This is a genomic window from Specibacter sp. RAF43 (assembly GCF_052114065.1).
Classification (GTDB): Bacteria; Actinomycetota; Actinomycetes; order Actinomycetales; family Micrococcaceae; genus Specibacter.
Map to the genome: position 1 here is coordinate 172502 of NZ_JBFREA010000004.1, position 24746 is coordinate 197247.

Genomic DNA, 24746 nt, shown 5'->3' on the forward strand with positions numbered 1-24746 from the left:
CAGGATTCTCACGACGCGGCATTGGCTACGGGTCCGTTTACCCCGATGCCCGACGTGTTTTTTCCGGGGCCTAGCTGAAACCGATACAAGTGCTCCGGCTGGGGCGGAGTCGCTCACATGCCGAATTACGTTCAGAGAGATGTTGCCCTGTTCAGGTCTCCTGGTCCTCGTCGGGATTCCGGAAGAGAGCCAGGTCGACGCACGGCTGTATGCCCGGGCGTGCCCGTGGCTGAACCTTTTCCGCACGCGCCAATCCGCAATGAGCGGTCGCCCGCGCGTATAAAAGGTGTCCAAAATTATCGAGTGCTTGACAATATTAGTCGAGCTAGATTGACTTCATCTAAATTCAAAATGACACAACCGTCAAAATGGTGACCAGGTGCGTGGTCGGGCCAAGGGGGACGCAGATGGACAGACGCAAGAAGGTCTTTTGTGGCGCGGCAGGGATGATCGTTTTTCTGCTGAGCGTCACCGCGTGTACGGGTTCCACACAAGAACCTCTTGTGAGCAACAATCCAGGTCCCACCATGGTCTCCAGTGCGGAACCACAACCCACTCCAATATTCACGCCTCCCAGCACGCTGCCAGCTGCCACAGATGTCGGCCAAGGTGAAAAGCTTCTCTTTCAAAAGAGTTCTCAGAAGCTATCTGCCACCTATGGTCCCGTGGCCACCGAAGCGAAAACAATCGTGTACCTTCGCTGCGCCGGGGACGGAACCGTCAAGTTCGAATTGAAAGGTGTCGGAGCCTATCCCATGCCCTGTGAAGAGAGTGCCGATACTCATGGCACCCGAAACGTCTTTGACACTCGCTATGTCAAAAATCCCACCTTCTCCGTAGATTCCTTGCCTGGCCAAATATGGTCAGTCGGCATCTACTCAGAGCCTGTCCCATAACTCGAAGTCACTAGTTTTCGCCTGACTCCTTCGCCTGCTACGACGAGGGTGCTCCAAGGCGTGGCTCAATTCTGGGTCACGACTCATAGCTCCACCAAAAAGGGGTTCTAATGATCGGAACGAAAGTAGCAAAGTCTGTTGCCGCCCTTGTCCTCGCCGCAGGCATGGCGTACGGATCGGCGGGCGTGGCCTCGGCCGCGGCGACGTAGCCATCCAGTGTCAGGTTCATGCCATACATCAGTTTCCGCGTCGCGCCACGCCTTCCGTCTCGTAGTGGTCGAGGGCGTCATTGAACTCTGTCGTCCCGCATATGAACGGCAGCATCCTGTCCCTCATGGAGCCACCGTAACTGCCCATCATCTGGATGCCATAGCCTTGGGGCCGCGTTTCAACTGAGCTACCCGGTGACGGATCCCCTTACCGGACGGGCTGGCAAGGCGCAGGCAGCAGGCCCGTGAGTGCGGTCCGGGCGCTTGAGAACGACCACAATGGAACTATGCGGGCATGTCAACCCACTCCGGTTCGGGGTGGGGATTATCGATGACAGGCCACTTTCCTGACGCTATGAATTGAAAGATTCTCTTGATCTCTTGAAACAGCCAGGGCTGGAGGTGGCCTAAGAATGTCATCCTGCCTTCAAAATAGATCATGGGTGCCGGGTCGACGTGCCACAAAACAGGCCAGTGGACATCTGCTAGCGGCCCATCCAAAGTGAACCTGAACCACGGATTCTGCCACGTTGCGGCCGTTTTCGAAGTCGTTGGCATCGGGAGTAGTCGGGGAGGGTCCAGTTTGCCGGGAAGAACTATCATGCCTACGATCGACCGGTGTTTGTCCATGTTGTCCAGAGCCGTAACCAAGGTCAGTACGTGAGCGCCGGCATCTTGGACGTGCCACGGTTGGACAGCCTGAATCCTCTGCAGCAGTGACGCAGGAATTGAATCGAGATATTTCGTCTGCTTCGTCCAGTCGCTTTGCTGCTCCACCACCGGAAATGAGACCTGTCTTGGCTTCCCCGGGACATCACCGTCGATGTGACAAAGTTCGAATGCTAACAGATCGAGCGAGGCGCGGAGATTATGAACACCATCACCGAAACGGCTACTCCACTCCATAAGGGGAACGAAGGGCGCGCCAGGCAAGAACAGTTCATAGGTGTTGATCTCATCGAGTACAGGCCTGGCCGGGGCCAATAATTGGTTATGTTCGGTCCATTCCAAAATGTCCCGCTCGAGGGACCCAAAGTGTCTGCCCGCGCCCAGGAACTTCATGTACGCAGGACTGATGTACTCTTTGTGGACGTGTTCGGCCATGAGACGATCGTACCCGCATCGCTTGTGGGCCCATTCCCACCTTGCCCAAATGGCGGTCAAGTCATTGGATCGGTTTCATGTCAAGGGCCATTACTTTTTTTTTTGCCCGTCAGCGACCAGGCTTTTTGCACAACGGCTACGCTGCAGTGTTGTCGTGGACCGTGGCATGCGAAATAAGGCAGGGCCACCGTACGATACATTCCGATAGTCCGGATATGGTTCCCCTTCGGGATTCCGGAGGAGAGCCAGGTCGACGCATGGCTGTGAGCCCGGGCGAACGCTGGCTGAAGAGGTTGTCCGCAGCGAGTCATGGATCGGCGGTAGCGTAGCCATGGCTTGTGCCCGTTCTGGACCCGGGCGAGCCTCTGCTGGCGGCCATGGCCGACCCCTGGTACTACCCGGCCTGCGGAGAACATGCGGACCTGTTGTGGGGGCGCTTCGGCCAGGCTGTAATCCTGGCTGTGCTAAGGGCCATAGCTAACAGTCAGCTCTCCACTTACTTGTGTACCGGGAACGTCGGGTTTATTGTCGGAAAGGCTGATTTCCCGGACCGGGATTCACACGCAATCCCCAAGGCGTCACACCATCGGTCCGGTTTCAGTCGCGTATGCAATGACGGCGCCTCGCCGGTCCCCCCGGCCGGTTGGGTGCTCATGCAACGATTCCGCCCCGCCCTGATTCGAGACCCAGGGCGGGGCGTTTCATCTCGTGAGAGCGAATACTTGGCTCTGATCTGGGTCGGCTGGCCGGGTTGCGGTCGTTCAGAAAGATGCGAGAATCATTCGATGTGTGGACGATTCGTAGTGGCCCGAGCGACAGCTGACCTGGTGCGTTTGTTTCGTGTCAAAGAAGCAGCAGAGAACCTTCCAGGACCAGCGTGGAACATCAAGCCGACGACCCGTGTGCGGTGGTGCTTGAGTCAGCCAAAGACGGCACAGAACCAGTCCGCCGGCTGGAACCAGCCCGGTGGTCGCTGACGCCAAGCTACTCCAAGGAACTCAAGACGAAGTTCGCGACGTTCAACGCCCGGGCAGAGACCGCTGCCGAGAAGGCCACCTTCCGTGGCTCAGTGAAGAGCAAGCGGGCGATCCTGCCGGCCGATTACTACTACGAGTGGCAGAGCGCCGGCAAGGTGAAAACCCCCTATGCGATCCACAGTCCCGGCGACTAGCTGCTGGCGTTCGCTGGGCTCTACGCCTGGTGGCCGGATAAATCCCTGCCCGAGGACCACCCGGACTACTGGACACTGACCAGCACGATCCTGACCCGCCCGGCAGTCGGCCCGGTCAGCCAGCTGCACGACCGGACGCCGGTGACATTGCCGGCTGAGTTTTGGGATGAATGGCTGGACGCTGATCTGGAGGGCGACCAGGCTCTCCTGGACGCAGCCGTGGCAACCGCCACGCCGGTGGCTGAATCTCTTGAGTTCTACGAGGTCTATCCTCTGAAGGGGGACGGACCGGAATTGGTGGAGCCGGTGCACTGTGGCGTGCTCCCCCACAGCCCGGGCCACAGCCCTTGACGAGCTTCTGGCATCGGCTTCCGGGAGGCCGTTCCGCTTTTAGAGCTTGTCGGCCCGCTGGGTGACTGCCTGTAGGTCTACGAATTTCACCTCGCGACATCATGGGCCGCATGCATGCCGCTCATGATCGGGGCAAGCTTCACCCTGGACCGGCGCATTAACTCCGAAGAGATGCCACGACCCAGCAATTCGTTGGCAGACACCTTCAGTCGTGCAACAAGGATCTCGCGGCGCGATGCGCCGGGCGCGGGCTCTTCGTTCGCCGAGTCGCAGGTTCTGCGGTCGGCCGCATTTTCGTCCTGGCAAGTCCCTCTCACGATCCGCGGCAGATCCATTGCCGCCAATAGCTTTACTTCGTCGGAGGTTGGGCGGCCCAGTTCTTGGTCGAGGGTGACCTTCAGACGTGCCTTTCGGATCTCCCGACGCAACACATTGGACAATGGGCGCTTGCCATATTGGCGGTTATTCGCGGACTTGGTCATGGGAAGCCTCCTCGCTGTTCCCATTGTTGCCGGATTACGCACACTGGTCCATATGTCGCCAACCGCCCCCGACGCGGCTTCGTTGCCTTGGTAGTTCCACACGTGAGTTTTGGGAGCTCCCTGCCATGTTTCAGCACATGTCTATTTGGTTACATGTTCACGCGGTTGACGTGGTCATCGTCAATCACACCTGACAGCTTCGACTTCTCTCCCCGTAACTCAAGAAAAGCAGAGCGGCCAAGAAACTTCGCCGATTTGTATGCATAATGGCGACCTTCCCTGCCGGGGATTTCGAACGCTTCAGGTTCTCCTGCCGATAGACCTATGAAGTAGGCGGACGACCGAAGCAAGAGGAGCGGTTCAATCGCTCGTGGCCGCGTACTTCACCCTGCAATTTTGGGTGCAGTTCTGCTATGGATTCCCCGTACCGTCTGCCATATAGTCGGGTTATGAAACCCATGATGGCATCCGATCAGCGACCAGGTCTGCGGGCCCACGAGGACTCGGTCGGGCTTGCATTCCCCGAGCTGGTATTGCAACTGCGCGGAATACTCGGTGTACGCCTGGTCGCGTACATCGGCGGCGTGAAGTCTGCGCGATCAGTGTCCAGCTGGGCCGACGGCACAGCGGCCCCCGGTGAGATCGACCAAGAGCGCCTGCGCCACGCCTTCCACGCCGCGGCGCTGCTCAGGGAACGCTTTGACGCCGCAACGGTGCAGTCCTGGTTCAAGGGCATGAACCCCGCGCTGAATGACGACGCGCCGGCAAGCGTCCTTCATGAGGTTGATCCGCTCAAAGGCGCCAGGGACGTAATCGCCGTGGCCAAGGCGTTCGCCTACATCGGATGAGCAGCCCTGAGCCAGAAACCACCCCCGCCCTGGTGATCGAGGGATCCGAGGCGCCCAACCAGGTCTGGCGCGTCGGCTTCGCGCCGGACGCCTGGGCCTGGACTCCGTGGGCGTACGCAGACGACGAAGGATTGTTCGGCGGCCGTTGGGACGACCAACAGGGCAAGTCCGGACGATCTACACAGCTGAGAGCCTCTTGGGCTGCTTCCTCGAACTGCTCGCCCGGTTCCGGCCCAGCAGCACCCTGCTTGCCGAGCTTGACCAGATCGCCGATGRTGACGGCAGCATTGGTGATCACCTTGAAGCGCCAGACGGCACAGTGGGCTACTCGTGGCTGGACGACCGACAGTACAGCTCGGCGGACCAGAGTGGCCAGTACTGCTTCATCACCCATTCACGCAGCATCGCAGCGTTGACTTCCTGCTACCCGTTCGACCTCCACGGGCTTGCCTCGGACGACGTCGACGCAGCCCTTCTGAAAGACGCCCGTGACCGCGTGCTCACCCGGTCGATTGCCAGCTGGTTGTACAACCTTCACGACGACGAAGGAGCCGTCGTCGATGGCGTGAGATTCAATTCCCGCCACGGGGACGAGATCCGTGTCTGGGCCGTGTTCGAGCGTGCCGATGACCCGGTAAGAAGCCCTCTCATCCAGCCTTCGAGTGAGCCGACCAGTGTCCATCCGGACCTCCCTGCACTGAAGGAAGCATTCGCCAGGTTCGACCTGCATTGGCACGAGGGCTGAACTCCCTGACAGGAATGCGACGCAGGACAACTGGCCCGACGCCCAGAGCTTCTAGATCGCACCCAGAGGAATCGGTGTAGCCTGGCAGGACGCTCGTAAAGCTCATGACTCTCACGACTCTCACGACTCTCACGACTCTCACGACTCTCATGGATACTAAGGACTTGTCATGGACAACCCGTTCGTACCCACCGCCGGCTCAGCTGGCTGATGCGATACGTTGCACGAAATCGTTGGCCCAGGTGACGGCCTCTTCGACGGTCGGCAATAGGTCGAGGCCATCCACTGCTTCGGCGTATAGCGTGTCCCACTTCTCACCCACGACGATATGCGGCGGCCATGCCTGTTGCTGCCGGTAGCCGAAGAGTCGGATGCATGTCGCAGCGACCTGTTCGAGGTCGAGAACTTCACCCTTGTCGAGGAGTTGGAGGTCTACAAGGTCGTGAGCGCGTTCACTGCCCTCACCGGAACTGGCGTGCAGCTTCTGAGCGACCTGATGGTCCGCACGCATCACCGGCACCGGCTTCGGCGCTTCAAGGCCGACGTCGGTGAAGAGCCCTGCCAAATCAGCAGCAAGTTGGAACTCGGGCTCGTCAGCGTCGCCGATCTCGTTATGACCAAGCTCGAACTTTACTGTGCACCACGGTCTGCCTCGATAGTCGAGCTTCACATCGAAGGGCTGCATGATGTACGCAGTCGGAACCGCCGGCGGCCGGGGCGCGGCCTTCTCCACCAGCCGCCCGGTGAACCCAGCCCAACCGACCTCCAGGGCTGTCTCGAAGTCGCTCCGGAATTCTGCCAGTGTCTGGTTCCGTGCGGCGTCGAGGTCCTGGGTGAACCGCGTCCCCTGCCCGTAACGCAGCGCCATAGCGCTACCACCCTTGATTGCTCCCCCAGGGAGCAACTGCCCCACAACGACCAAGGCCATGCTGACCGTACGCCGCTGGGCCAACCCGCCGTCACCTTCGAGGTTGCGGATGCGCGTCTCCAGGGAGCGCACGTTCGTCGGTGCGTCGGTGTACTTCATGCTCGGATTCCTTTTTTCACTCTCTGCCATTCACCTGTGGTCAACAACCCTTCCGCCCGTGCCTGTTTGGTGGCATCCAATAGGCGCTCCGTCGGGATGCGCCCACGACATTCCAGAAGAGCATCAGCAACGGGTTGCGCGGCAAGTCCTTCGTAAAAGGTCTTACGCGCACGATCTTTTACCTGTTTCAGTTCAACGAATGCCGGCAGCTTCGGCCGAGCCCGCCGCGGAACAGCCACCTTGATACGGCGTGGATTCACATCGGCGAGCCCGAAGAGAGCCAGCACTGATTCACCGTGGAGGTAGGCACCCTCACCAACTCGAAGCAGCGCCTCGGCGAACTGGTCATACCGAGTAGAAGGCACATCCGGCACGCGGTACAGTCCRTAGGCGACATTCTCCAGCCCGCCCCTGGCTGCCAGCTTGGGAAGCTCGACGGCGGGAACACCCGCCTCAACGGCCTCGTTTGTGGCGACATACCCGTAGTGATCGAGCGCTATCTCACGCACAATGTCTCGATACTTCGTGTTTGCAACCATGTCACAACTATACCGTTTTCGGTATAGTTGTGACAACCCCGCCCCAGGGCGATCGACCGGATCACCAGAAACTGCGTGTCGCCTGGTCCTAGTGACGATAGGCCCTCGTGGGGAACTCAAAGCAGCGCTAAGTCTGGGCTGCACACCAGCGCAGCGGAGACTGGGCCGACTGCAACTAGAAAGCGACCCGAAAGATTCTGGGTTTCGCGCCTGTTGGCCGCGGCCACGGTGGCCAGGGCGAGGAGGGTGATGGTGATGATGACGGTGGCGGCCACGAAGGCCAGTAGCACTCCGCGACAACACCGAATGCACTCGTGCCGGCAATAGCCAGAAAGAGGTCCACCCGATGAAAACTGAACACACCACCGCGTCCGAGCACTCTGCTGCGGCCCCCACTGCCCCACCCAGCGACACAACACCACCAACCAGCGCTGAGCAACCAATTGATACTGCGTTTCCAACTGACACAGAGCGTGCCCTGGCGACGCTGTGGCTGTACATCGGCCGCTTCCAGATCCTGAAGCTTTCCGCCGAGGAGCGCGAGGCCCTGGGTGATGCCGTCGACAGAGTCCACCAGCACGATGACCCCGAGGAATTCACCCCCCTGCAGCGCTGGTGGCATGAAGACGCCCCGCTGCACTGGGACCCAAAATATGCCTGAGTGCTATACGTGAGCGCATCGGGGTCCCGGCATCCGTTTGCTGTGGGTCCGATCGCCTACTCCCCCGTCATCTCGCGCCGAACGCGTTCCCGCTCCCTTTTTTACAACTCAGCCCCATCTCACTTCAAGGGGTGTGTTTTTTACCCACGATAATCACACTTATCCCCACTATCGGCGCGCAGGGTCTTTTTGCGGGTTTGAGGAATTTGAGGGGCACGAAACTGCGTTGAGTGCCGCGTCCATTCTTATCAAATGGCTGGAATACGACCGATTACTGGACGGAGCCTGATATCGGCGTGGCTTCGAGTTGCTGGTTGGTCCCCTTGAGACAATGACCACATGAAGTTCCGTCGCCGCAACCTAGAAGCCCTTGGCTCGCTCATCGTGGGCAACGTTGGTCGCGACGATCCTGAGAACGAGTACGAGGCCAAGTACTTCCCGTACCGCTCCAGCATGCGTATCACCGAGTTCTTCCAGGAGATGGAGACCGACTACCAACACGACGGATCCACCCGCCACCGATGGGCGGCCGACGTGCTGGAGGAGATGCTTGCCGAACCTCATGAGGGCGCTGAACGCCCCCCTGAGACGTTCTGCCGCCTCATTGACCAACTCATGAGTCCGGCAGATCGACTCAACGAGGGCCCAGATCGTCCAAGAGCGCTCGCGCAACTGAACGAAATTCTCGGCCGCGAAGGTTTCCAGGCGTTCTACGGCGAGGACGACCATTGCTACCTCCGACATGTCGGGAGCAACACAGTTACGGTCCTCGCTGCAAACCCGCACCGACCCTTGAGTAAGGCAGAACAGGAGCGGCGGCAACTTCTGACGGCCTACCTCAACCAATGCAGCGAGGACGACCTCATCGAAGACGTGCTGCTCCCACTATTCCGACAGCTTGGCTACCACCGCATCACGGCAGCGGGGCATAAAGACAAGGCATTGGAGTATGGCAAAGACATTTGGATGCGCTACACCTTGCCAACCCAGCACGTTTTGTACTTCGGGATACAAGCGAAAAAAGGAAAACTCGACGCGTCCGGGGTCACCAAGACAGGCAATGCCAACATGGCAGAGATTCATAACCAAGCGCTCATGATGCTCGCACATGAAATCTTCGATCCCGAGATCAACCGCCGCGTGCTTGTCGACCACGCGTTCATTGTGGCGGGCGGTGAAATCACCAAGGCTGCACGCAACTGGCTGGGCAATGCCCTCGATGCCACTAAGCGCAGCCAGATCATGTTCATGGACCGAGACGACATCCTAAACCTTTACGTCGTCACCAGCCTCCCACTTCCTGAAGGGGCCCTACCACCGACGCCACCGAACCCATGGGGGACGCGTGATGAACCGCCATTCTAGGGCTGAACCCCTCATCGGCCGAGCAATCGCGCGCTACGCTTGCGTATCCCGAGCCGCCATGACGACCTGACATACTCGGGATCATCACCAGCCCCGTAATACCTATAGGAGAAGCCAACGTGAATGACCATATCCGGCAGGCAGGCAAGTTCTTGATGGACACCGTTCAGGAGTCCGCTCGCCGGACGACTAGCGATCATCATGACGACGGCCACCGAGAGGGCTTCACCCGCGCCGCTGGCATCACGCTGCGCCGTATCCAGGAGAAGCTCGACGTCCTCAAGGAGCAGATGAGGGGCACAAGTCTGACCAAAGTCGAGCAGGCGGTCTACGCTGAACTTGACGACCTGAAGTCCGAGATCGAGGCCGACTTTGACCGTTACTGGCAAGGAAGCGGCGTCGAGTGGCGTCCTCTCAAGCCTGTTGTCAAGAAAGTCATCCGGCAGACCGGTGAGTCACAGTCTGAGGACTGAAGCGATGCCGGGCTAGGCGTCACCGCTCAACCCCAGAGTGTTTCCCGCTGACTTTGTTTTTAAACCCTTGCTGGCATTAATCCAAGTCGTTGCATTGCAAGCGTGGGCGAATACCCATGGCCTCTGTGGGCCTCCCGCCGGCACAGAACCTATGTAGCTCGACATCATGCTTGTACTGGCAACGAGGCTTTATCCAGCCGCCATCGTGTATCGCCCCTTGTGCATCGTTGTCTCTTTTCCTGCTCTGCTGCGACAAAACTCGCCCGGTGCGCTGTTGCATCGCGGGCAAGATTGGGCCATCGCTTTTCGCATCTGTTCTTCAATCTCCCGATATTGCTGGGTCCGGATCAGCCGGTCCTTTCTGGCTTTGATTCGCTCTGTAACCAGCTGAGGAGGTGTTGAATGTGCGCTGATTCCGTCTGCATACCCGATGGAAGAATCGGGGTGCTTGCGGCAGAGATCTGCCAGCCATACAATCTGCTTCGGAGACAGCGGCTCACCAGCAGGAGAAGACCATGGACCACGTCCGTCATCTTCCTCTTCGGGGAAGGATGATCGAAGCGGAGCGTCGGTGGCCACGTGCTCGCCTGCAAGGCTCAACAGTTCCAATTCCCCAATGACCAGGTTTAGCGCTTCTCCCATGGATCTATGGGCGCCGCGAAGATTGAGGCGGACGTTCACACCAATAAGCATGGCGCGGACGCGCCTCAAGCCGACAGCAGCCCTATAGACGGAGTTGACCAGTTCCGGAAACGTACATTCCAACGCGTCGGTAAGCGGACTGGAAAGTTTGTGTTCCTCGGGGAACTTCCAGTGTTGTACGTTGTCCGTGAAGGTGCTCGTTATGTCTTCGACGAGATCAGCTTCCAGGGTCGGGTCTTCTTGAATCTCGTTGAGGAAGGCCGCAACTAAATCGCCATCCGATGCAGCCATCTGCCACTTGAGTCGCAAAAGCATCGGCTCTCGGGAGACGAGTCCTTGCAGGTGGGTGTGAACGACGCCTCGCATAGTGCCAAGGACGGCATTTGGTCTATTACCTTGATTCATGACAGCAAACATAGCGCTACAGGGCGGACTCCCTTTTTTCATTGAGTATGCGATGCGCCCGCTAAATGCTCGAAGACGAGAATAAACCAATCGTTGAGCAGCAGGCATGCTGTGACAAAATACACAACCGCGGCTTGAACCTCCGCTCCTAGTCCTAAATGCCCTGCCCACTTCAGAGCGTAGCAATTTCCGCAACGCTACCGGGCGGCCAGGCATCACCGTGTTACCCCCCCTACTCTGAGCTTCTGAGGGGCCAGTTTCCATAGCACCGGTTCTAGTGCTTCGGTGCGCGGAACAGGTTGTCCGCACCCCGGCGAGGGCAACCCGGGTGGCGCCGAGCGCCTCGCATTAAACCAAAGGTGCGCTTGGTGTAGCCGGCCCACCGTCCATCACGCTATCGCATCACCGCCGCCCGGGGCTGTACGTCAACGATTCGGGGCAGCGATCGATGACCCGTAGCGCATATCAACGCGGGGGTAGCGCTGCATAGCATTTTCGTTTTTTGCCTGTCCATGAGCGTTTTCACCGCGCGTAGCGCCGTAGCACCGTAGCGCAGGAATCAAAGAACACCTTAGGCGAGCACGTGCATGGAGGGTACGTCTGCAATCCGATGACGGGTATTGAACCGCCGGCCGAGCGTGGCGATCAGGCAGAGTAGCTATCGTTGACGAAGGCCTCGGCTGCACCCATGACGTCGCGCGTGCGCTGCTGTTGGATGTACAGAACAGGTAGTTCTTCATCCAAGCGCGGGTTTGCCCCCATCAACCACACCAATGCGACGTGCTTGCCCTCAGCCATTTCGAGCGTTCTCCACACGCGGTAACCAAGGCGCAATCGAGCATCAACCTCAGGGCGAGGTTCCGGACCGTCCGGCTTGGCCCACTTGAAAGGGGAAGTCCGGTCTTTCACTCCGGCCATGGTCTGGACGGCAGTTGCGCCCACGTTCTTGTTCAGCTCTCGCACCAGGTCGTGAATATTCATCCTGGTTGACTCGGCATGGATATCATTTCGAATTGATGCTCCCATAGGGTCATGCTCTCAGATCCATCAGTATTCGGCAACAAGAAAGCAACTGAATTGCAATGATTTTGCAACTAGGCAATGCAGTCCGATCCGCCGAATAGTGAAAACCTCTGTCAACTGTGGCCCGCTACTCCGAACCACATGAATTGCTGCCGCTGCCGGCAAGCGAAACCGGACTGGCGGGGCATCTGGCTGGGGCCCACGCCAACCAACCCCGAAAGCCAAACGCGCAATCTTGTTCGACTACCACTCAGACCACTCCTAAGCGAAAGCCAGTCTCCTACGGGACGTTTCACGGCCATTCCGTCACCAACGGTTCACACACTGCGCACTGCAGATGCCCATGAGTCTGTGCGTTGGCGCCCAGCGACGAACCTAAGGATAGGAGTGAGTCTGGCGCAGCCGGCCAGCCAGTATTGTCGATGTCCAGGCTCTCAAGACAAGCAAGGAAGTCAATGCAAGTGCTGCCCGGCAAGACCGTCGGTTCGGTCTCAGGGTCTTCGCTTTTTCCTTGCTCCGTTTATGGAAAATGATTCGTATTATGGAAAATGATTCGCACAAACTTCGCGATGCATGATTCTCGCCGATTTGCTCGTAAATGAGCCTCTGCGATATTTTCTGGTCATGATGCTTGGGCAGCTGCTGTCCAGGTTCTGGCCAGGACATGGTCAACGTCCGCCCAAAACGAAGCGGAAAGTGCGCCGCGGAGCCACTGTCGTGGAAATCGTGGACGCCTAATGACCACCGCTGGGCCGAGCGCTGGACACTTCATGCCCACCCACAGTGAAAAGAGACCCTGACAACGCGGGACCACCTACTGGCCCCATCCTGGCCAGTGCGGGGACAGAAGATGCCCACATCGCGGCCAGCAGTGGCCAGCCGTTGTCCAGAAAATGGTCACTCTTCCCAAACCGATCCACCGGTTTTGAGGTGTTACCTTGTCGATGCTGCGCTCCTCCACCGCAAGCGCCCACGACGCTGTCGTCTGGATCGGGCAGTTTGGGCATGTGCGTGGTGAGACCACGCCCCAGGTGCCCATGTGGGGAGGGAAGTCCCAGCCGGCCTTGTAGGCATCGCGCGAGTCGAGCGATTCTTCGCGGCCACACGATTCGCACCAGTGCACGAACGGGTCGGTGGGGACGTCGTCGGTGCTTTCACTATTCATGTCACCTACATTGACACCTCTCCGGCTTGCGCTTCAAAGTCACCGGGCTTCCGACGCGGTCCGTCTCCATCGATGAGCCGACGAACCTGCACCCTCTTTGCGCGGACATTTGCCATGTCTTTGTCGAAATACTCTCGAGCTGGCTTCCCGTTCCACTTCACCTTGTCGAGCCACCGATCAACGTCCGGCGGCAGCTGTTCCAGTCTGTCCTTTGTCGCGCGCAGGAGGTCGCGCTCGCGCTCCGCTTCCTGCCACGCCCGCTGCGCGGCGATTTGGGACGCTCTCGCGGTGCGTTCGGCGGCGCGGGCCGCCTCGACGGCCTGGCGCGCGTCTGCGGCCGCTTCGGCGAGCTCGAGCTCCTTCTTGGCGAGGCTTGACTCTCTACCGTCAAGGTTGCGCTCCCGGTTCCCCATGCTGACAAACAGGGTCTCGTACGCCGCCTTTTCGTCCTCGATGTCCTGGGCTGCATCGCGTATCCGGTCTGCTTTCGCCTGGAACTCGCTGCTGCTGAGGTGCTCGGTCGAGCGCTCCGTAACTCGGTGCTCGACGTCGTACCCGGTGGCCTCCATGTGCTGGCGTAGTTCAGTGTGCTGACGCTTCAAATCGGCGGGGTTTTTGAAGAAGTCCTTCTGCGCGAGGCGTCCATCATTCGTGACCGGTGTGAACAGCACTTGGAGCTGTGGGTTGTATTCGTCCAAGTGCACCGAGAAGCCGACGATGTTGTTCTGGCCGAACTCCTCGCAGGCCCAGTCCAGCGAAGCCCCCATGTACTTCAGCGCTTCCTTGCTGAGTCCATTCTCGTGCCAGTCGGGGTTGTGCTCATCGAACCACTTCGGATCCAGTTGAAGGATGATGCCGCGCATCAGCACGGCGTCCTTGCGCAGAGACTTCTCTACCGTCGCGAGGCGGCTGCTTAGGTAGTCGTTCAGCTCTTGGGACGGCGGTCTGCCTTCGATAGAGCGGGGCTTCCGAAAGCCGCCGGCGCCGTCGTTGACTTGGGTGACATTGAGCTTCGTGCGTTCGGGCACGATGTTCTTGTTCGCGTGCGTGAACTGGAACCCCGCCTCCAAATCGACGTCACGCGCGATATGCCGAAAAAAGCTCTGCGCGTGTCCGCCTCCGCGTCCCACTTTGTGCGACGCGTCGAACGTCATCGTGTAACTCATTCTTCGTTCCTCTCGACGTGTTCCGGGGAATGCCCCGTCTTCGACGCGGCATCCCCCGGAGCCTTCGGCGACTCTCCCGAGGGGCTTCTCCTGCCACTTATCCGACCGTCACCCCTATGCTCCTTCGGGAGGGTGACGGTCTCCTGCGCGGCAGAAGAAGGTGTAGCCCCATACACTTCTGATTCGCTTCGCTCCTCAAAGTTCCTGGTGCCCTGCGGGGCTCCGCCGAACTGCGCTAGGCGAGGGTGCCCTTGTCGGGCACCCCGGGCTCCCCGACGCGCTGGTCGCGATTCGGGGAGGTCCCGGCCGTCAGCCGGTGTACGTCGCGGTGCCTTCACCAGACACCTCCCAACGAGCCGCCTCGGCTGCTGCCGCTTCTTCCGCCCCCACCTTTGTTTCAATGGCGCGGGTGGCCTTATCGGCCTCCATCGCGGTGCCGGTGAGCAGCTCCACTGTGTCGAGCCCAGCGATGGCGTCTGCGGCCAAGAGTGAGCCCCTCGGCCGCACGTCACGATGGGCCGCGATCATCCCGCCGAGGACCTTGTCTCCGAGGGCGACCCGAAACGCCTCCTTGCCCTCCTCCGACTCGATGGAGTCAAGCGCTACGGCTAGCTTTCGCATGCTGCACTTCATGGTGAAGAGTTGCCGGAATTCTCGATACTCGTCTGTTCCATCGAAGAACCCTTCGTTGGCGTAGAAGTCAAACGTCTCTGAGGTCACCTCCGCGACGAAAGGGAAGCGTCGAAATGCCTGGCGATCATCCTCGGCCTCGTGTTCCGTCCCGTCGGCGCCCTTGTAGCTGCCGGCGAGTTTCGTCAGGAATTCTCGGTATGGCACCACTCCGGTGACGATGTTGACTGCCTGGACCATCCGCACCGAACCGTGCTTGATGTTCACATCGGCCCGACCGGGTGAGGTGTCGAACGCCCGCCAGACTGACGTGCGGCTACCAAATCCGATGGTCAGGTCCCCGGGCCGGTAGTCATCCAGGATCATGACGGGTTGACCGCCGTAGTTCTGCGCCATGACCTTCGGGTCACCGGCGTCGTAATAGCACTCCTCGGGATCGAGATCTGGGTATAGCGCCCTCGCAAGCATGCGTGCTAGGACCGACTTCCCGGTCCCTGAATGACCATGGATGTAGTAGTTCACCCGGATACTCGGCGGTGGGCTCGACAACATGAAATCGCGGCGCAAGTCATGGAACTTGCGCAGATTGCGCGCGTACTCAAGCGGGTTTTCCTTGCGGAGCTGCCGCAATGTTTTCTCCCCATGCATCACGGCCAGCATGAGTTGATCCAAGATCTTCGAGCTGCGTTTCTTGCCTCCCACTGAACGTGATTCGACATGCTCGTCGACCTCGATACGGAACCCAAAGCTCGCCTGGATCTCCGAGTCGTGGTAGCGGTGCTTGCCAAGCGCCTGCTGCGTTGGATGCTCATGCGTCAGGTACTCCACGAGGTCGAGAAACACTCCGTGGCCCCTCTTCATCTGGACGAAGTTTGGCGCTACTCCGTAGGCACGGGCTACGGCGGCCACGCTCGTCACATTCCTCCGTTCCTCCACGATGTGGGCGTGCCCAGGTTTCGGCTGCCCCACCACGGACCGAGGATTCACTTCCAAGTCCTCGGCGGTATAGAGGTCTTTGTCGTGGCTAACCCAAGCCGTACGCAGGTTTCCCTTTCGGGCGACGACCTCCGCCACCTTCGCCGGCGTGATGATGACATCACCGGTATCCGGGTGCACCCAGTCTGTGGTGATCATGAAGATGCGGCCCTTGAGGCTTTCGGCATAGTGCCATTCACCGCCGGGTCCGTATGGGTCGGGAGCCGGTGAAGTGGCAACGTTGGCCGCCTCGGTCGAGTGGTCTTCAAGAGCGGCTGTGGAATACGGGGCCAAATCCACACTTTCCACAGTGTGCCTGGCGGGGGGCACAAGCCCAGTACCCCCCGCCCCAGTTCCCTGCATTTCCGTGGAAGAAGCGAGGTTGAGGGACGTTGAAACCACAGTTTCCACAGGGCTTTTTGATGAAACAACGTGAGGCATCAACGCACCTCCTCAGAGGTGCTCGCGTACTCCTGGCCAAGCAGCCAGGCGTCAACGGCCTCCGGGCGGTAACGAACGCTTCGGCCCACGCGAATGAACTTGGGGCCACGGCCTTTGATACGCCACTCGCTCAAGCTGCGCTCAGTCGTGCCAAGGCGCTCGGCCAAGGTGACGGGGGCGACGAGCGAGTCGAGCAGCGGAGTGCTGACGGGACGGACGGGCGAGTCAAGCAGTTCCGTGCTGACGGCGGTGGATGCCGACATAAAAAATTCCTCTCGAAAGCGATGCTTTCAAGAGGATCTGTAGCCGAACCCATTAGCGGTTGCTTGGCGTATCCACTCGACAACGAGCCTGTTGACCCTGGGCCCCTTTTCACGAATTCAGGACTTGCGGCCAGTATACACACGCTCAGCCACATATACTCACAACTGATCAATAGAAGCCATACCCACGGGGGCGACATGGGCACAGTCAAGCCGTACAGCACTAAAACCAAGGGCAGGCTGTACGAGGTTTGGTACACAAAACCGGACGGCACCCGGGGGCACGAGCGAGGATTCAAGCTGAAGCGCGATGCCGAAGCCCATCTCGCGACTGTTGAGGTATCCAAACTCAAGGGCGCCTACGTCAACCGCACGGACGCGAAAGCCAGCATTTCGGAGCTGGGCGCCCAGTGGCTCGAACAGCACAAGCCGAAGATCACAGCATCCAGCTACCACTCGGTGGAAAGCGCTTGGCGGATCCATGTCAAACCTAGATGGGGCAATTACGCGGTCGGTGCAATCACCAAGCGCGACGTGCAGGCATGGCTAAACGAACTTGGTGAGAAGCGCTCTCACACGACTATTGCCCGTGTTCGTGACCTCCTAGCCGGCGTCCTCGACCACGCCGTCGAAGACAACCGAATCACGAAGAACCCGGCGCGAGACCTCACGATCAAGAAGAAACCGATCCCTGACGAGGTGTTTCTGTCTCATGCCCAGGTCGAGGCGCTGGCACTCACTTCACGGCACCCTGACCTTGTACGATTCCTTGCTTATACAGGCCTGCGTTGGGGAGAGGCGACGGCGTTGCGGGTGCGAAACGTGGACACTACAACGCGCCGGGTAAACATCCGTGAAGCCGTTGCTGAAGTCAACGGCAAGGCCATCTTGGGAAGCGTCAAGAGCCACGAGAAACGCACGGTGGCATACCCGGACTTCCTCGACACCGCGGTCACGGCTGCATGCACTGACAAAGGTCAGGAAGACCGCCTGTGGAACTCTGAGGAGAACGGATACCTACGGCCAGGCAACGCGGCTTCAGGCTGGTTCGCGGGGGCAGTGAAGCGTGCCCAGGCAGCGGATACGACGTTCCGGCGCGTCACGCCTCATGATCTGCGGCATACCGCTGCGTCGCTCGCTATCAGCGCTGGGGCAAACGTGAAAGTCGTCCAGAGGATGCTCGGCCACAAATCGGCCAAGGTCACCCTAGACACGTACGCCGCACTATTCCCCGATGATCTGGACAACGTTGTTGACGCCCTCAGTCGGCAACGGCTTGAGCAATTATGAGACCAACAGACCTTTGACGCTACCTATGAAGAAGGTCACCGAAATATAGCGACGCGGCAATGAACATCGATGAACCTGTTGTCCCTATCGAGTTTCAATCCGGCCTTCTTGAGCCGTGTCACCTGTGAGTAGCTGGACAGGTCGATTTGGGATGTCTGTCGAGGGTGCTGGGAACCGACCGATCTCAGGACGCCAAATTTTCTCTCAGCGCATGCGCTCGGCGAGCTGGTCGAAGAACTCGGCGACCATTTTGTCTGCACCGCCCTTCATCAACTCGGCCCCGCCAAACCGGTAGACCTCGTAGCCGGCGAGCCTAAGCCGTCGGTCCTCGGAGACCATCTCGCTGTAGAGGGCTGGACTCGCAGTATCGCCGTGCGCGTAGTGCTGCTTCCCATCGACCTCGAGGACCACACGATGTCTGCTCGAGAACAGGATGAGGAAGTCCATCCGCTGCCGTGCCAACGGGCTGCCGCTCTGGCCAGCAGATCGACGAACCGACTGGATCGCGGGGTCGAAGTGCAAGTAGACCTGTGGGATCAGTGCCGGGATGTCGAACTGGCCGTCCTTGTAGCGTGCCGCATAGGCGTCGAAGACGCGGAGTTCAACCGTGTTGTTTCCCAGAGAAGCCCTCAGGCGCTTGTGCAGATCCACTCCGACGTCCCTTGCTGGGATCGTGTCTTCGAAGCCCTCATGCTCTCTCCACCACTCGATTAGATTGCTGAATGTCAGGCCATCAGCAGGGATCGGCTGGTCGTAGACGAGGCAGTACTCGCCGTTGCGGACGATCTCGATATCGTTGTTGACGGCGTCGCGCAGCACCAACTCGGGTTTGGGTCCGTTCGCAGCAAAGATCAGGTTCTTCGCCGGCGTCCCGACGCCTCCGCCACGGTCGTACTCCGCGATTAGAGCGGTGAGATCTGCGAGGAGTCCGCCGGTGACCTCAAGCTCGGCGACGATGCGTCGCGCAAGGGCCACGAGGCGGGTGAGATCCCAGCCCGCGGTGTATGTCTTGATGACATCACGTTTGGAGTAGTCCGCGTGGGTTGGTTGCTGCTCCGTCTCCGGCCATGGAAGCCGAAGCTCCTCGGCGAATACCGTCTCGAGGTCGCTCCGCGTATAGGTATGGATGAGCGCCTCCTCGATGGCGCCCCGAAAGGTGCGCGACGACACCTTGGTTGGTGCCTTTGGGAAGTCGGCGGGAATTGCCTCGAAGAAGTTGAAACCCCTCACGGCACCATTGTCCCTGTCGCTGACGACAGTCGGGCCCCGACGAAAACTGAGCCAACATTGTCTATCGCCCTTGATCGGTCTTCGCGTAGTGGCGCGTAGTGGTCCGCAGTCCAGTGGCCGTCGAAGAAGCCGCGGTCGTTGAGCTGGTGCATGCGCGTGTCGATCAGGGGCGAGGCGAGGATCGACTCACACAGCGGCGTCAGCGCGTCCACTACGATCGCGCCGAGGTAGGCGAGGATCTCGATGTGGCCGGTCGATCGCCCCGGGAGCATGGGAGCCATCTGGCTCAGGACGCTCTGGGCGTTTTCCTTGGGCACGCCGAAGTGAACGCCGCCTTCCACGTTGGCATAGTACTTCACCACCTCGCGGACGGTCAGCGGTCGTCCTTGGGCCATGCCCACCCTCGCGCCGATAAATTGCTCCAACTTCCGCAGCGCCGGGTCCTCGGGCCCACCGATCAGCTCGGGACCGCCGAGCCGGAGGAAGTACGGCAAATCTTCTCCGCGCTGACCGTCCTCCGGAGCGCTCCACTGCCTGATGCGGAACTTCGTCGGCACCTCCGGGCGAGCGGCCCGAACAGTGTTGAGGAGGGGACGGCCGTCGATGAGGAGCTTGCGCAGGAGCGGTGCGATCCCGAGCAATTCGTAGCGGCTCCGCGCGCCCGGATCTTCGCTCCGCCGTCGGACGTCGGCGAGTGTCTCGACGAGGAGCCATTCGGCGAGCATCGTCTCGGGGCCTATCTTTGGTGCCATGTTGCCCTCTTCTGCTGGTGAGACGGGTCGCGGTCCCGTCCTCTGGTGCTGACCGCCGGAACCAAGTGTATTCACGCCGATAGAATTGCCTGACATGCACGACGATGAGAGGCGACAGTGGGCAATCTCGGGAACTATCAATTGATGACGACCCTTGCGAAGAAGGTAGGCGGGCCCGTGGGGCTGCTGGCGACGACGTTGGGGGCTGGATACGTCATCGGCAGGACGACCGAGGCCGGCGGCAAGCGAGGAATTGGCGCGCTAAAGAACGCGATCAAGAGGCGCAAGGCCCCGTGCGAGCTGAAGGACAAGGTCTTTGCTGTCGGGGCCGACGGCACGGATGACCAGGGGCTCGAGTTTAGGACCGGCGCTGAGTACAGGGTGCTCGAATGCAGCGACGACGCGATCCTCATCGAGCTGATCGGCAATGACGACAACCCGCACGTCGTGTCCGACGCGTTTCTGGCCACGATCTCCGACTTTCCTGCCGGACCCACAGCCGACGAAGACTGAACCGGATAGGGTAGCCCGGCGTCGGCGAGTGTGCTATGCCACCGACGACGAAAGCGTTTCGAAGAAGTGATCGACTTCCTTCTGACTGCTCTCCCTCAGGAGCGGCGCGAAGGTGCGGATGCTCGACCAGTCCACGGTCATCTTCCGGGTCTTCTGGCCATCCGCGTTGATCGTCGGCGTCTGCTGCGGTTTCTTGGTCTTCTCCGTGAGGGTGTCGCTCATCTCCACCAGGTCCGAGAAATCCTCATAGGCGTTCACGATCCGTACGAGCGCCGCCTCGACGGCCGGGATGCTTGGGCTGTCATTGGCTTGCATCCACGTGTCGAATCTGCGGTCCATTGACGCGTGCCCGGCCCACTTGTTGCGCATGTACTGCACGTACTCCAGCGTCAGATGCTTCTGGGGGTCCATGGATTTTCTGATGTGCTCGACGAGCTCGAGCTCGGCGCTGGCGTCCGTGTCGAGGTCTTCCAGCGTCTTCTTTATCCTCTCGAGCAGGTGAGGCATGGACGCGGTCCTGCCAGGCGGCTTCTTCCCGTCCACCGGTTTCCCCGTAGTCAGGTCGATCGTCGTCGCGACCGAGATGACGGCCTGCTTGAGCATCTGGTGCGACAGATAGCCGAAAGTCCCCTGGAGCCGATCGTCACCTTCGTAGTCCACAGCGTTTGTCTTCCGGAAGAAATACTTCGCGAAGTAGAAGCCCTTCACGACCCCCAGGATGAGGTTCTGCTGCGAGATCTCGACACGCTCGTGCTCGGGAACCTTCGCGACCTCGGCGTCGAGGTCCTTGTTCGTCATGCGCGCACCGGTAAGGTCCGGAACTTCGTGTGGGGCAAACTCTGATTCGAAATTGGGCGGTCGCATGCCACAGCATATCGACACGGCGTCGAGGCATCCAAGAAGGGTCCGCTCTTGAGCTAGGTGAATGGATCTATGACACTCATTTCACCCGACTGCGCCGGCCGGGTCAGTCCCAATCGTTCGGTCCGGTTGCGGCGTGTACGAAGGCTCTCGCTTCGTCGAAGGGTTCCCGGTCTCGAGGCAGTGGTAGAGCTGACCCAGGAAGCGGCTCAAAGCGCAGCCCCAGGCCACGACCCACGGGAAGAGCCTTGGCTGGCAGTCCATGCCCTGGTCAACCAATTGCTGGAGGCTGCCACTCCTGAGTCCTTCCCTGGCCAGTTCTCCAGACAGGATCATCGAAAATCCGGTACGAGCAGCCCCTCCCGTGAATGACTGCCCGTGGTGCATTTTGGTGCAGGAGTACCTGTGAGCACACGTGATTGCCTGTGAGCAAAGTGGCCCAGATCGCTGATTTTACGGGACCCTTGACGCAGCACCTTGAACTCAATTGACCGCTGAAATGGGTTCAAATCCCACCGTCACCGCCAATTGAAAAGGCGTCTACATCGTTGAATTCGCAGCGAAGTAGGCGCCTTTCATCTTTAAGATTTCAGTCCTGTGAGCGCACTTTGAGCGCAATGCGTTGTGATGCTGCCGCATTGAGCGCTACCGCGACAGCATTGAGGTCGTCCGGGAAGAGATCCGCGTAGGTATCGAGCGTCATCGTCGCCGATGCATGGCCGAGCATCGCTTGTACGCTTTTCACGTTTGCTCCGGCTGAGATGGCGAGAGAGGCCGCCGTATGCCGCAGGTCGTGGGGCGTCAGGTGAGGCAGACCAGCACGCACCACGGCTTTGATGAACCAGCCATTGCTTGTGTGACTCGTCCCCGTCCGTCGCAGGTACCCCCCACCCTCCTCGGGGAACAGCAGATCGTCAGGTTTCTTCCCTGCTATTTGTTCAGTCGGTGCGTCAGCCAGGAATGCAGGGAAGGGGACGGACCTCTTCTTGTGGGTTTTGGGCGTGCCCACCTCGATCTTGTAGCCCACGGCTACGGCGTTCTGCACGACGTTGAGCCGACGCCGGAGAGGATTCACGTCCTTTACCCGCAGGCCCGTAACCTCACCCCATCGCAGACCGGTATATGACTGGCCGATCTGTTTGAGCCAGCGCGTCACATACATTCTTGGTCATCTGCATGGGGAAGACCGGAAACCTGCCCATCGCCCCGACTTATCGCGAACACGGTCGGCCGGCGCTCGGCACTGATCTGCTCCGGGGCAGCATACACTCGGTCTTTGGCACTCAACGTCACCAAGGTTCCCGAAGCACGTGCACCTGTGGAAATTTGGCCGGGGACTTGATTCACCAGCACTAAGTGGAACGTGCGTGCATTCCATGTGAAAATTGGACGTTGCGGTCAATTGACGAGAGTGCGGAGTGAACATGTCAGCGCGGCGCCATGCGGATGGCACCGTCGAGGCGGATGGTCTCACCGTTGAGCATGGGGTTTTCGACGATGTGGGCGGCCAGGGCAGCGTATTCTTCAGGTGTTCCCAGCCGCGACGGATGGGGTGTCTGAGCACCAAGGGAGGCGACCGCCTCGGCGGGGAGTGAATCGAACATCGGAGTATGGAACAATCCGGGGGCGATGGTCATGACCCGTATCTTGTGCTCGGCAAGGTCGCGCGCGATCGGGAGCGTCATGCCGGCCACGGCCGCCTTGGACGCCGCGTAGGCCGCCTGCCCGATCTGCCCGATCTGCCCGATCTGCCCGTCAAAGGCTGCCGCTGATGCGGTGTTGATAATGACGCCTCGCTCCTCGGCATCCGTGGGTTCCTCGATCATCCGCGCTGCTGCCAGCTGGATGACGTTGAAGGTGCCGATCAGGTTGATCTCGATGATCTTCGGAAACCGGCCAGCGGATGCGGGCCCTTTTTGCCGACAACACGAACGGCGCCGGCGATGCCGGCGCAGTTCACCACAACATGCAGACCGCCGAGCCCGGAAGCCGCATCTACGGCGACCTGGACATCAGCCTCGTTGGTGACGTCCGTGGGCACAAATCTCGCCCCGTCTCCGAGCTCCTTGGCGATGAGCTCCCCGTCGGATGAGGGTAAATACGCAATCACCACAGATCCACCCGCTTCCACGAAACGGCGTACCGTAGCCAGGCCCAGACCCGAAGCCCCCCGGTAACAAGCGCTGATTTATTAGCAATATCCATGATGACTCCTGAAGTTTTCTGACCACCGTACGACGGTTCACCCCGGGCAGCCGGGCAGCCGGGCTGCCCGGCATGTCCAAGGGTCGCTGAAACATCGATTGGTCGTAATTGATGTAGAGCGTCTGTTGATCGACTTCCGGAATTGTGCATTCATGCCTGACCAAGCAAATGCACTCTTGCCGGTGATGTCGCTGTTGGGGAGGGCTGCGTCCCTGCATGTTGGCTGTGCCGTTAAGAGACCCGGCGGAAGAGGGTGGCGAGGGCCTGGCCCCCGCCGATGCACATGGTCACGATGCGTTGTAGGCATCGGGGCCGACCTGGCCGACGCATCCCATGACGACCTCGTCGATCTCCGCTGCCTCTATCCTTGAGCGTTGCAGGGCAGCCCGTACGGCCGTGGCACCCAGCTCGAACCCGGGCACGTCCTTGAAAACCCCACCAAAGCTGCCAATCGGGGTACGCGCCCCATCGAGAAGGACGATCTTTTCGTTGTTGCCCATTGTTCACCGATCCGATTTACGGGCGTCAGGATGACGGCTCTGGAGTGGGACCCTATCTAAAGTACTAGGACTGCCTAGCACTTTATTGCGAACGCCTCGTATCGCTTAGAGATGGGGATTCCGGTTCGGGAACCAAAGTGTTCCCTGGCGAAAACGTCCGTCACCGAAGGTGCCAATGGCGGGACGCCTACGGGTTTCGATAAGGTCTTTTTTCTCGAAGCGGAATGCGTGGGTATCCGTTATCGGATCCAGCATCTTGGATGAGCCGGACGGTCCCGTTCAACTCGCCACTGGTGCCCAGGCCGTAGGGGACGCTCTCGAGATCGCGCCCGTTGTCCGACACCCGCGACCGACGCCGCTCCGCGTCGAGCGCCAATCCGTGTGACCGCCCCTGTCCTCTTCCTGCGCCGGTGACCAACCCGACCGGCCCGGCGAGTCCTCCTTCACCTGTGACACCCGCCTTCTGTCTGTTCGCGATTCATCAGGCGATCTTGACGTGTGCGCGCACGGCTGTCCCACGCTCAAGGAGCCAGCCCTTCGAGCCCGCGTACGAGATCATCTGTTCGAGCCCCGTGTGCCAGTCCGGGTCTGCTGCTCGCTCGCCTGCGAGCTCCCTGATCAAGGTGATCGGGACGGCGCAGGCCATCGGACCATCCGGGCCGCCATCGACGTCCAGTAGGCGTTCGCCGGCTCGTGCAAGTTCTTGAGCCTCTTTGGCTTCAACATGGAAGGACCTGAAATCATCAGGCTCGACAAGCCTCAGATCAACGACGTCGTCGGCCACGGCCACGCGGATGATCACACCGTCCACGCA

Annotated in this window: 23 protein-coding genes and 2 pseudogenes; 9 read left to right on the forward strand and 16 right to left on the reverse strand. The window is 60.0% G+C overall.

The annotated features are described in order from the left end of the window. Window positions 1–407 precede the first annotated feature (407 nt). A complete protein-coding gene (locus AB4Y80_RS04015) occupies window positions 408–896 on the forward strand; it encodes a hypothetical protein (protein WP_442212043.1) in 489 nt (162 codons plus the stop codon). 494 nt (window positions 897–1390) lie between these two features. Here the strand turns inward: AB4Y80_RS04015 and AB4Y80_RS04020 are convergent, their stop codons facing one another. After that, window positions 1391–2209: a hypothetical protein gene (locus AB4Y80_RS04020; RefSeq protein ID WP_442212044.1), complete on the reverse strand. Its 819-nt coding sequence runs from the start codon at window positions 2207–2209 to the stop codon at window positions 1391–1393. An 877-nt stretch (window positions 2210–3086) separates the two neighbouring features. Between AB4Y80_RS04020 and AB4Y80_RS04025 the strand changes: the two are divergent. After that, a pseudogene (locus AB4Y80_RS04025) lies at window positions 3087–3731 on the forward strand (SOS response-associated peptidase). Window positions 3732–3817: 86 nt separating this feature from the next. On the opposite strand, the gene AB4Y80_RS04030 reads toward AB4Y80_RS04025, so the two are convergent. Beyond that, window positions 3818–4213 (reverse strand): hypothetical protein, encoded by a 396-nt coding sequence (locus tag AB4Y80_RS04030; RefSeq protein WP_442212045.1) that lies wholly within the window; start codon window positions 4211–4213, stop codon window positions 3818–3820. Between the two features lie 458 nt (window positions 4214–4671). Between AB4Y80_RS04030 and AB4Y80_RS04035 the strand changes: the two genes are divergently transcribed. Together AB4Y80_RS04035 and AB4Y80_RS04040 are read left to right on the forward strand one after the other, a co-directional pair. After that, window positions 4672–5061, forward strand: coding sequence for a hypothetical protein (locus AB4Y80_RS04035; protein WP_442212046.1), 390 nt, complete (start codon window positions 4672–4674; stop codon window positions 5059–5061). Between the two features lie 196 nt (window positions 5062–5257). Beyond that, window positions 5258–5806, forward strand: coding sequence for a hypothetical protein (locus tag AB4Y80_RS04040; protein WP_442212047.1), 549 nt, complete (start codon window positions 5258–5260; stop codon window positions 5804–5806). A gap of 199 nt (window positions 5807–6005) precedes the next feature. On the opposite strand, the gene AB4Y80_RS04045 is transcribed toward AB4Y80_RS04040, so the two are convergent. Together AB4Y80_RS04045 and AB4Y80_RS04050 are read right to left on the reverse strand one after the other, a co-directional pair. Continuing rightward, the gene (locus tag AB4Y80_RS04045; protein ID WP_442212048.1) at window positions 6006–6833 is read right to left on the reverse strand and encodes a nucleotidyl transferase AbiEii/AbiGii toxin family protein; all 828 of its coding nucleotides are present in this window, start codon (window positions 6831–6833) and stop codon (window positions 6006–6008) included. Next, complete coding sequence (locus AB4Y80_RS04050) at window positions 6830–7372, reverse strand: type IV toxin-antitoxin system AbiEi family antitoxin domain-containing protein (RefSeq protein ID WP_442212049.1); 543 nt, start codon at window positions 7370–7372, stop codon at window positions 6830–6832. Before AB4Y80_RS04050 ends, AB4Y80_RS04045 begins: the two co-directional genes overlap by 4 nt. Before the next feature lie 346 nt (window positions 7373–7718). On the opposite strand from AB4Y80_RS04050, the gene AB4Y80_RS04055 reads away from it, so the two are divergent. The 3 genes from AB4Y80_RS04055 to AB4Y80_RS04065 all read left to right on the forward strand — a co-directional run bounded on the left by AB4Y80_RS04055 (window position 7719) and on the right by AB4Y80_RS04065 (window position 9871). Next, window positions 7719–8033, forward strand: a complete 315-nt coding sequence (locus AB4Y80_RS04055; RefSeq protein WP_442212050.1) for a hypothetical protein — start codon at window positions 7719–7721, stop codon at window positions 8031–8033. Between the two features lie 339 nt (window positions 8034–8372). After that, window positions 8373–9398 carry a hypothetical protein gene (locus AB4Y80_RS04060; protein ID WP_442212051.1) on the forward strand — a complete coding sequence of 342 codons (1026 nt, stop codon included), beginning with the start codon at window positions 8373–8375 and terminating at the stop codon, window positions 9396–9398. A 119-nt stretch (window positions 9399–9517) separates the two neighbouring features. Further along, window positions 9518–9871: a hypothetical protein gene (locus tag AB4Y80_RS04065; protein WP_442212053.1), complete on the forward strand. Its 354-nt coding sequence runs from the start codon at window positions 9518–9520 to the stop codon at window positions 9869–9871. Window positions 9872–10060: 189 nt separating this feature from the next. On the opposite strand, the gene AB4Y80_RS04070 is transcribed toward AB4Y80_RS04065, so the two are convergent. From AB4Y80_RS04070 to AB4Y80_RS04090, 5 genes are all read right to left on the reverse strand, one after another. Next, the gene (locus tag AB4Y80_RS04070; protein WP_442212054.1) at window positions 10061–10828 is read right to left on the reverse strand and encodes a zinc finger domain-containing protein; all 768 of its coding nucleotides are present in this window, start codon (window positions 10826–10828) and stop codon (window positions 10061–10063) included. A 735-nt stretch (window positions 10829–11563) separates the two neighbouring features. Then, the gene (locus AB4Y80_RS04075) at window positions 11564–11944 is read right to left on the reverse strand and encodes a hypothetical protein (protein WP_442212056.1); all 381 of its coding nucleotides are present in this window, start codon (window positions 11942–11944) and stop codon (window positions 11564–11566) included. 1167 nt (window positions 11945–13111) lie between these two features. After that, complete coding sequence (locus AB4Y80_RS04080; RefSeq protein WP_442212057.1) at window positions 13112–14272, reverse strand: plasmid recombination protein; 1161 nt, start codon at window positions 14270–14272, stop codon at window positions 13112–13114. A gap of 309 nt (window positions 14273–14581) precedes the next feature. Next, the gene (locus AB4Y80_RS04085) at window positions 14582–16177 is read right to left on the reverse strand and encodes a hypothetical protein (protein ID WP_442212058.1); all 1596 of its coding nucleotides are present in this window, start codon (window positions 16175–16177) and stop codon (window positions 14582–14584) included. Between the two features lie 140 nt (window positions 16178–16317). Further along, complete coding sequence (locus AB4Y80_RS04090; RefSeq protein WP_442212059.1) at window positions 16318–16581, reverse strand: helix-turn-helix transcriptional regulator; 264 nt, start codon at window positions 16579–16581, stop codon at window positions 16318–16320. Between the two features lie 198 nt (window positions 16582–16779). On the opposite strand from AB4Y80_RS04090, the gene AB4Y80_RS04095 reads away from it, so the two are divergent. After that, window positions 16780–17871: a tyrosine-type recombinase/integrase gene (locus tag AB4Y80_RS04095; RefSeq protein WP_442212060.1), complete on the forward strand. Its 1092-nt coding sequence runs from the start codon at window positions 16780–16782 to the stop codon at window positions 17869–17871. A 204-nt stretch (window positions 17872–18075) separates the two neighbouring features. Here AB4Y80_RS04095 and AB4Y80_RS04100 read toward each other — a convergent pair whose 3' ends face one another. Both AB4Y80_RS04100 and AB4Y80_RS04105 read right to left on the reverse strand, forming a co-directional pair. Beyond that, a complete protein-coding gene (locus AB4Y80_RS04100) occupies window positions 18076–19101 on the reverse strand; it encodes a hypothetical protein (RefSeq protein ID WP_442212061.1) in 1026 nt (341 codons plus the stop codon). Further along, window positions 19098–19853: a hypothetical protein gene (locus AB4Y80_RS04105; RefSeq protein ID WP_442212062.1), complete on the reverse strand. Its 756-nt coding sequence runs from the start codon at window positions 19851–19853 to the stop codon at window positions 19098–19100. The genes AB4Y80_RS04100 and AB4Y80_RS04105 overlap by 4 nt, the downstream gene beginning before the upstream one ends. 144 nt (window positions 19854–19997) lie before the next feature. Here AB4Y80_RS04105 and AB4Y80_RS04110 point away from each other — a divergent pair, with 144 nt between their 5' ends. Beyond that, on the forward strand, window positions 19998–20366 hold the full coding sequence (locus AB4Y80_RS04110; RefSeq protein WP_442212063.1) for a hypothetical protein: 369 nt from the start codon (window positions 19998–20000) through the stop codon (window positions 20364–20366). A gap of 33 nt (window positions 20367–20399) precedes the next feature. On the opposite strand, the gene AB4Y80_RS04115 is transcribed toward AB4Y80_RS04110, so the two are convergent. From AB4Y80_RS04115 to AB4Y80_RS04135, 5 genes and pseudogenes are all read right to left on the reverse strand, one after another. Continuing rightward, the gene (locus tag AB4Y80_RS04115; protein ID WP_442212064.1) at window positions 20400–21164 is read right to left on the reverse strand and encodes a hypothetical protein; all 765 of its coding nucleotides are present in this window, start codon (window positions 21162–21164) and stop codon (window positions 20400–20402) included. 652 nt (window positions 21165–21816) lie between these two features. Next, entirely contained in the window at window positions 21817–22389 is a 573-nt protein-coding gene (locus tag AB4Y80_RS04120; protein ID WP_442212065.1) for a site-specific integrase, read from the reverse strand. 265 nt (window positions 22390–22654) lie between these two features. Next, window positions 22655–23432 (reverse strand): annotated as a pseudogene (locus AB4Y80_RS04125) (SDR family NAD(P)-dependent oxidoreductase). 287 nt (window positions 23433–23719) lie between these two features. Then, window positions 23720–23932 carry a hypothetical protein gene (locus AB4Y80_RS04130; protein ID WP_442212066.1) on the reverse strand — a complete coding sequence of 71 codons (213 nt, stop codon included), beginning with the start codon at window positions 23930–23932 and terminating at the stop codon, window positions 23720–23722. 481 nt (window positions 23933–24413) lie between these two features. Beyond that, a complete protein-coding gene (locus tag AB4Y80_RS04135) occupies window positions 24414–24743 on the reverse strand; it encodes a hypothetical protein (protein WP_442212067.1) in 330 nt (109 codons plus the stop codon). Window positions 24744–24746 lie beyond the last annotated feature (3 nt).

What these genes read in the sequence shown, in the direction of transcription:
- AB4Y80_RS04015 (WP_442212043.1), top strand. Translation starts at nt 408, where the DNA reads ATGGACAGACGCAAGAAGGTCTTTTGTGGCGCGGCAGGGATGATCGTT.
- AB4Y80_RS04020 (WP_442212044.1), bottom strand. Translation starts at nt 2,209, where the DNA reads ATGGCCGAACACGTCCACAAAGAGTACATCAGTCCTGCGTACATGAAG.
- AB4Y80_RS04030 (WP_442212045.1), bottom strand. Translation starts at nt 4,213, where the DNA reads ATGACCAAGTCCGCGAATAACCGCCAATATGGCAAGCGCCCATTGTCC.
- AB4Y80_RS04035 (WP_442212046.1), top strand. Translation starts at nt 4,672, where the DNA reads ATGATGGCATCCGATCAGCGACCAGGTCTGCGGGCCCACGAGGACTCG.
- AB4Y80_RS04045 (WP_442212048.1), bottom strand. Translation starts at nt 6,833, where the DNA reads ATGAAGTACACCGACGCACCGACGAACGTGCGCTCCCTGGAGACGCGC.
- AB4Y80_RS04055 (WP_442212050.1), top strand. Translation starts at nt 7,719, where the DNA reads ATGAAAACTGAACACACCACCGCGTCCGAGCACTCTGCTGCGGCCCCC.
- AB4Y80_RS04060 (WP_442212051.1), top strand. Translation starts at nt 8,373, where the DNA reads ATGAAGTTCCGTCGCCGCAACCTAGAAGCCCTTGGCTCGCTCATCGTG.
- AB4Y80_RS04070 (WP_442212054.1), bottom strand. Translation starts at nt 10,828, where the DNA reads ATGCTTTTGCGACTCAAGTGGCAGATGGCTGCATCGGATGGCGATTTA.
- AB4Y80_RS04075 (WP_442212056.1), bottom strand. Translation starts at nt 11,944, where the DNA reads ATGGGAGCATCAATTCGAAATGATATCCATGCCGAGTCAACCAGGATG.
- AB4Y80_RS04080 (WP_442212057.1), bottom strand. Translation starts at nt 14,272, where the DNA reads ATGAGTTACACGATGACGTTCGACGCGTCGCACAAAGTGGGACGCGGA.
- AB4Y80_RS04090 (WP_442212059.1), bottom strand. Translation starts at nt 16,581, where the DNA reads ATGTCGGCATCCACCGCCGTCAGCACGGAACTGCTTGACTCGCCCGTC.
- AB4Y80_RS04095 (WP_442212060.1), top strand. Translation starts at nt 16,780, where the DNA reads ATGGGCACAGTCAAGCCGTACAGCACTAAAACCAAGGGCAGGCTGTAC.
- AB4Y80_RS04105 (WP_442212062.1), bottom strand. Translation starts at nt 19,853, where the DNA reads ATGGCACCAAAGATAGGCCCCGAGACGATGCTCGCCGAATGGCTCCTC.
- AB4Y80_RS04110 (WP_442212063.1), top strand. Translation starts at nt 19,998, where the DNA reads ATGACGACCCTTGCGAAGAAGGTAGGCGGGCCCGTGGGGCTGCTGGCG.
- AB4Y80_RS04115 (WP_442212064.1), bottom strand. Translation starts at nt 21,164, where the DNA reads ATGACGAACAAGGACCTCGACGCCGAGGTCGCGAAGGTTCCCGAGCAC.
- AB4Y80_RS04120 (WP_442212065.1), bottom strand. Translation starts at nt 22,389, where the DNA reads ATGTATGTGACGCGCTGGCTCAAACAGATCGGCCAGTCATATACCGGT.
- AB4Y80_RS04130 (WP_442212066.1), bottom strand. Translation starts at nt 23,932, where the DNA reads ATGGGCAACAACGAAAAGATCGTCCTTCTCGATGGGGCGCGTACCCCG.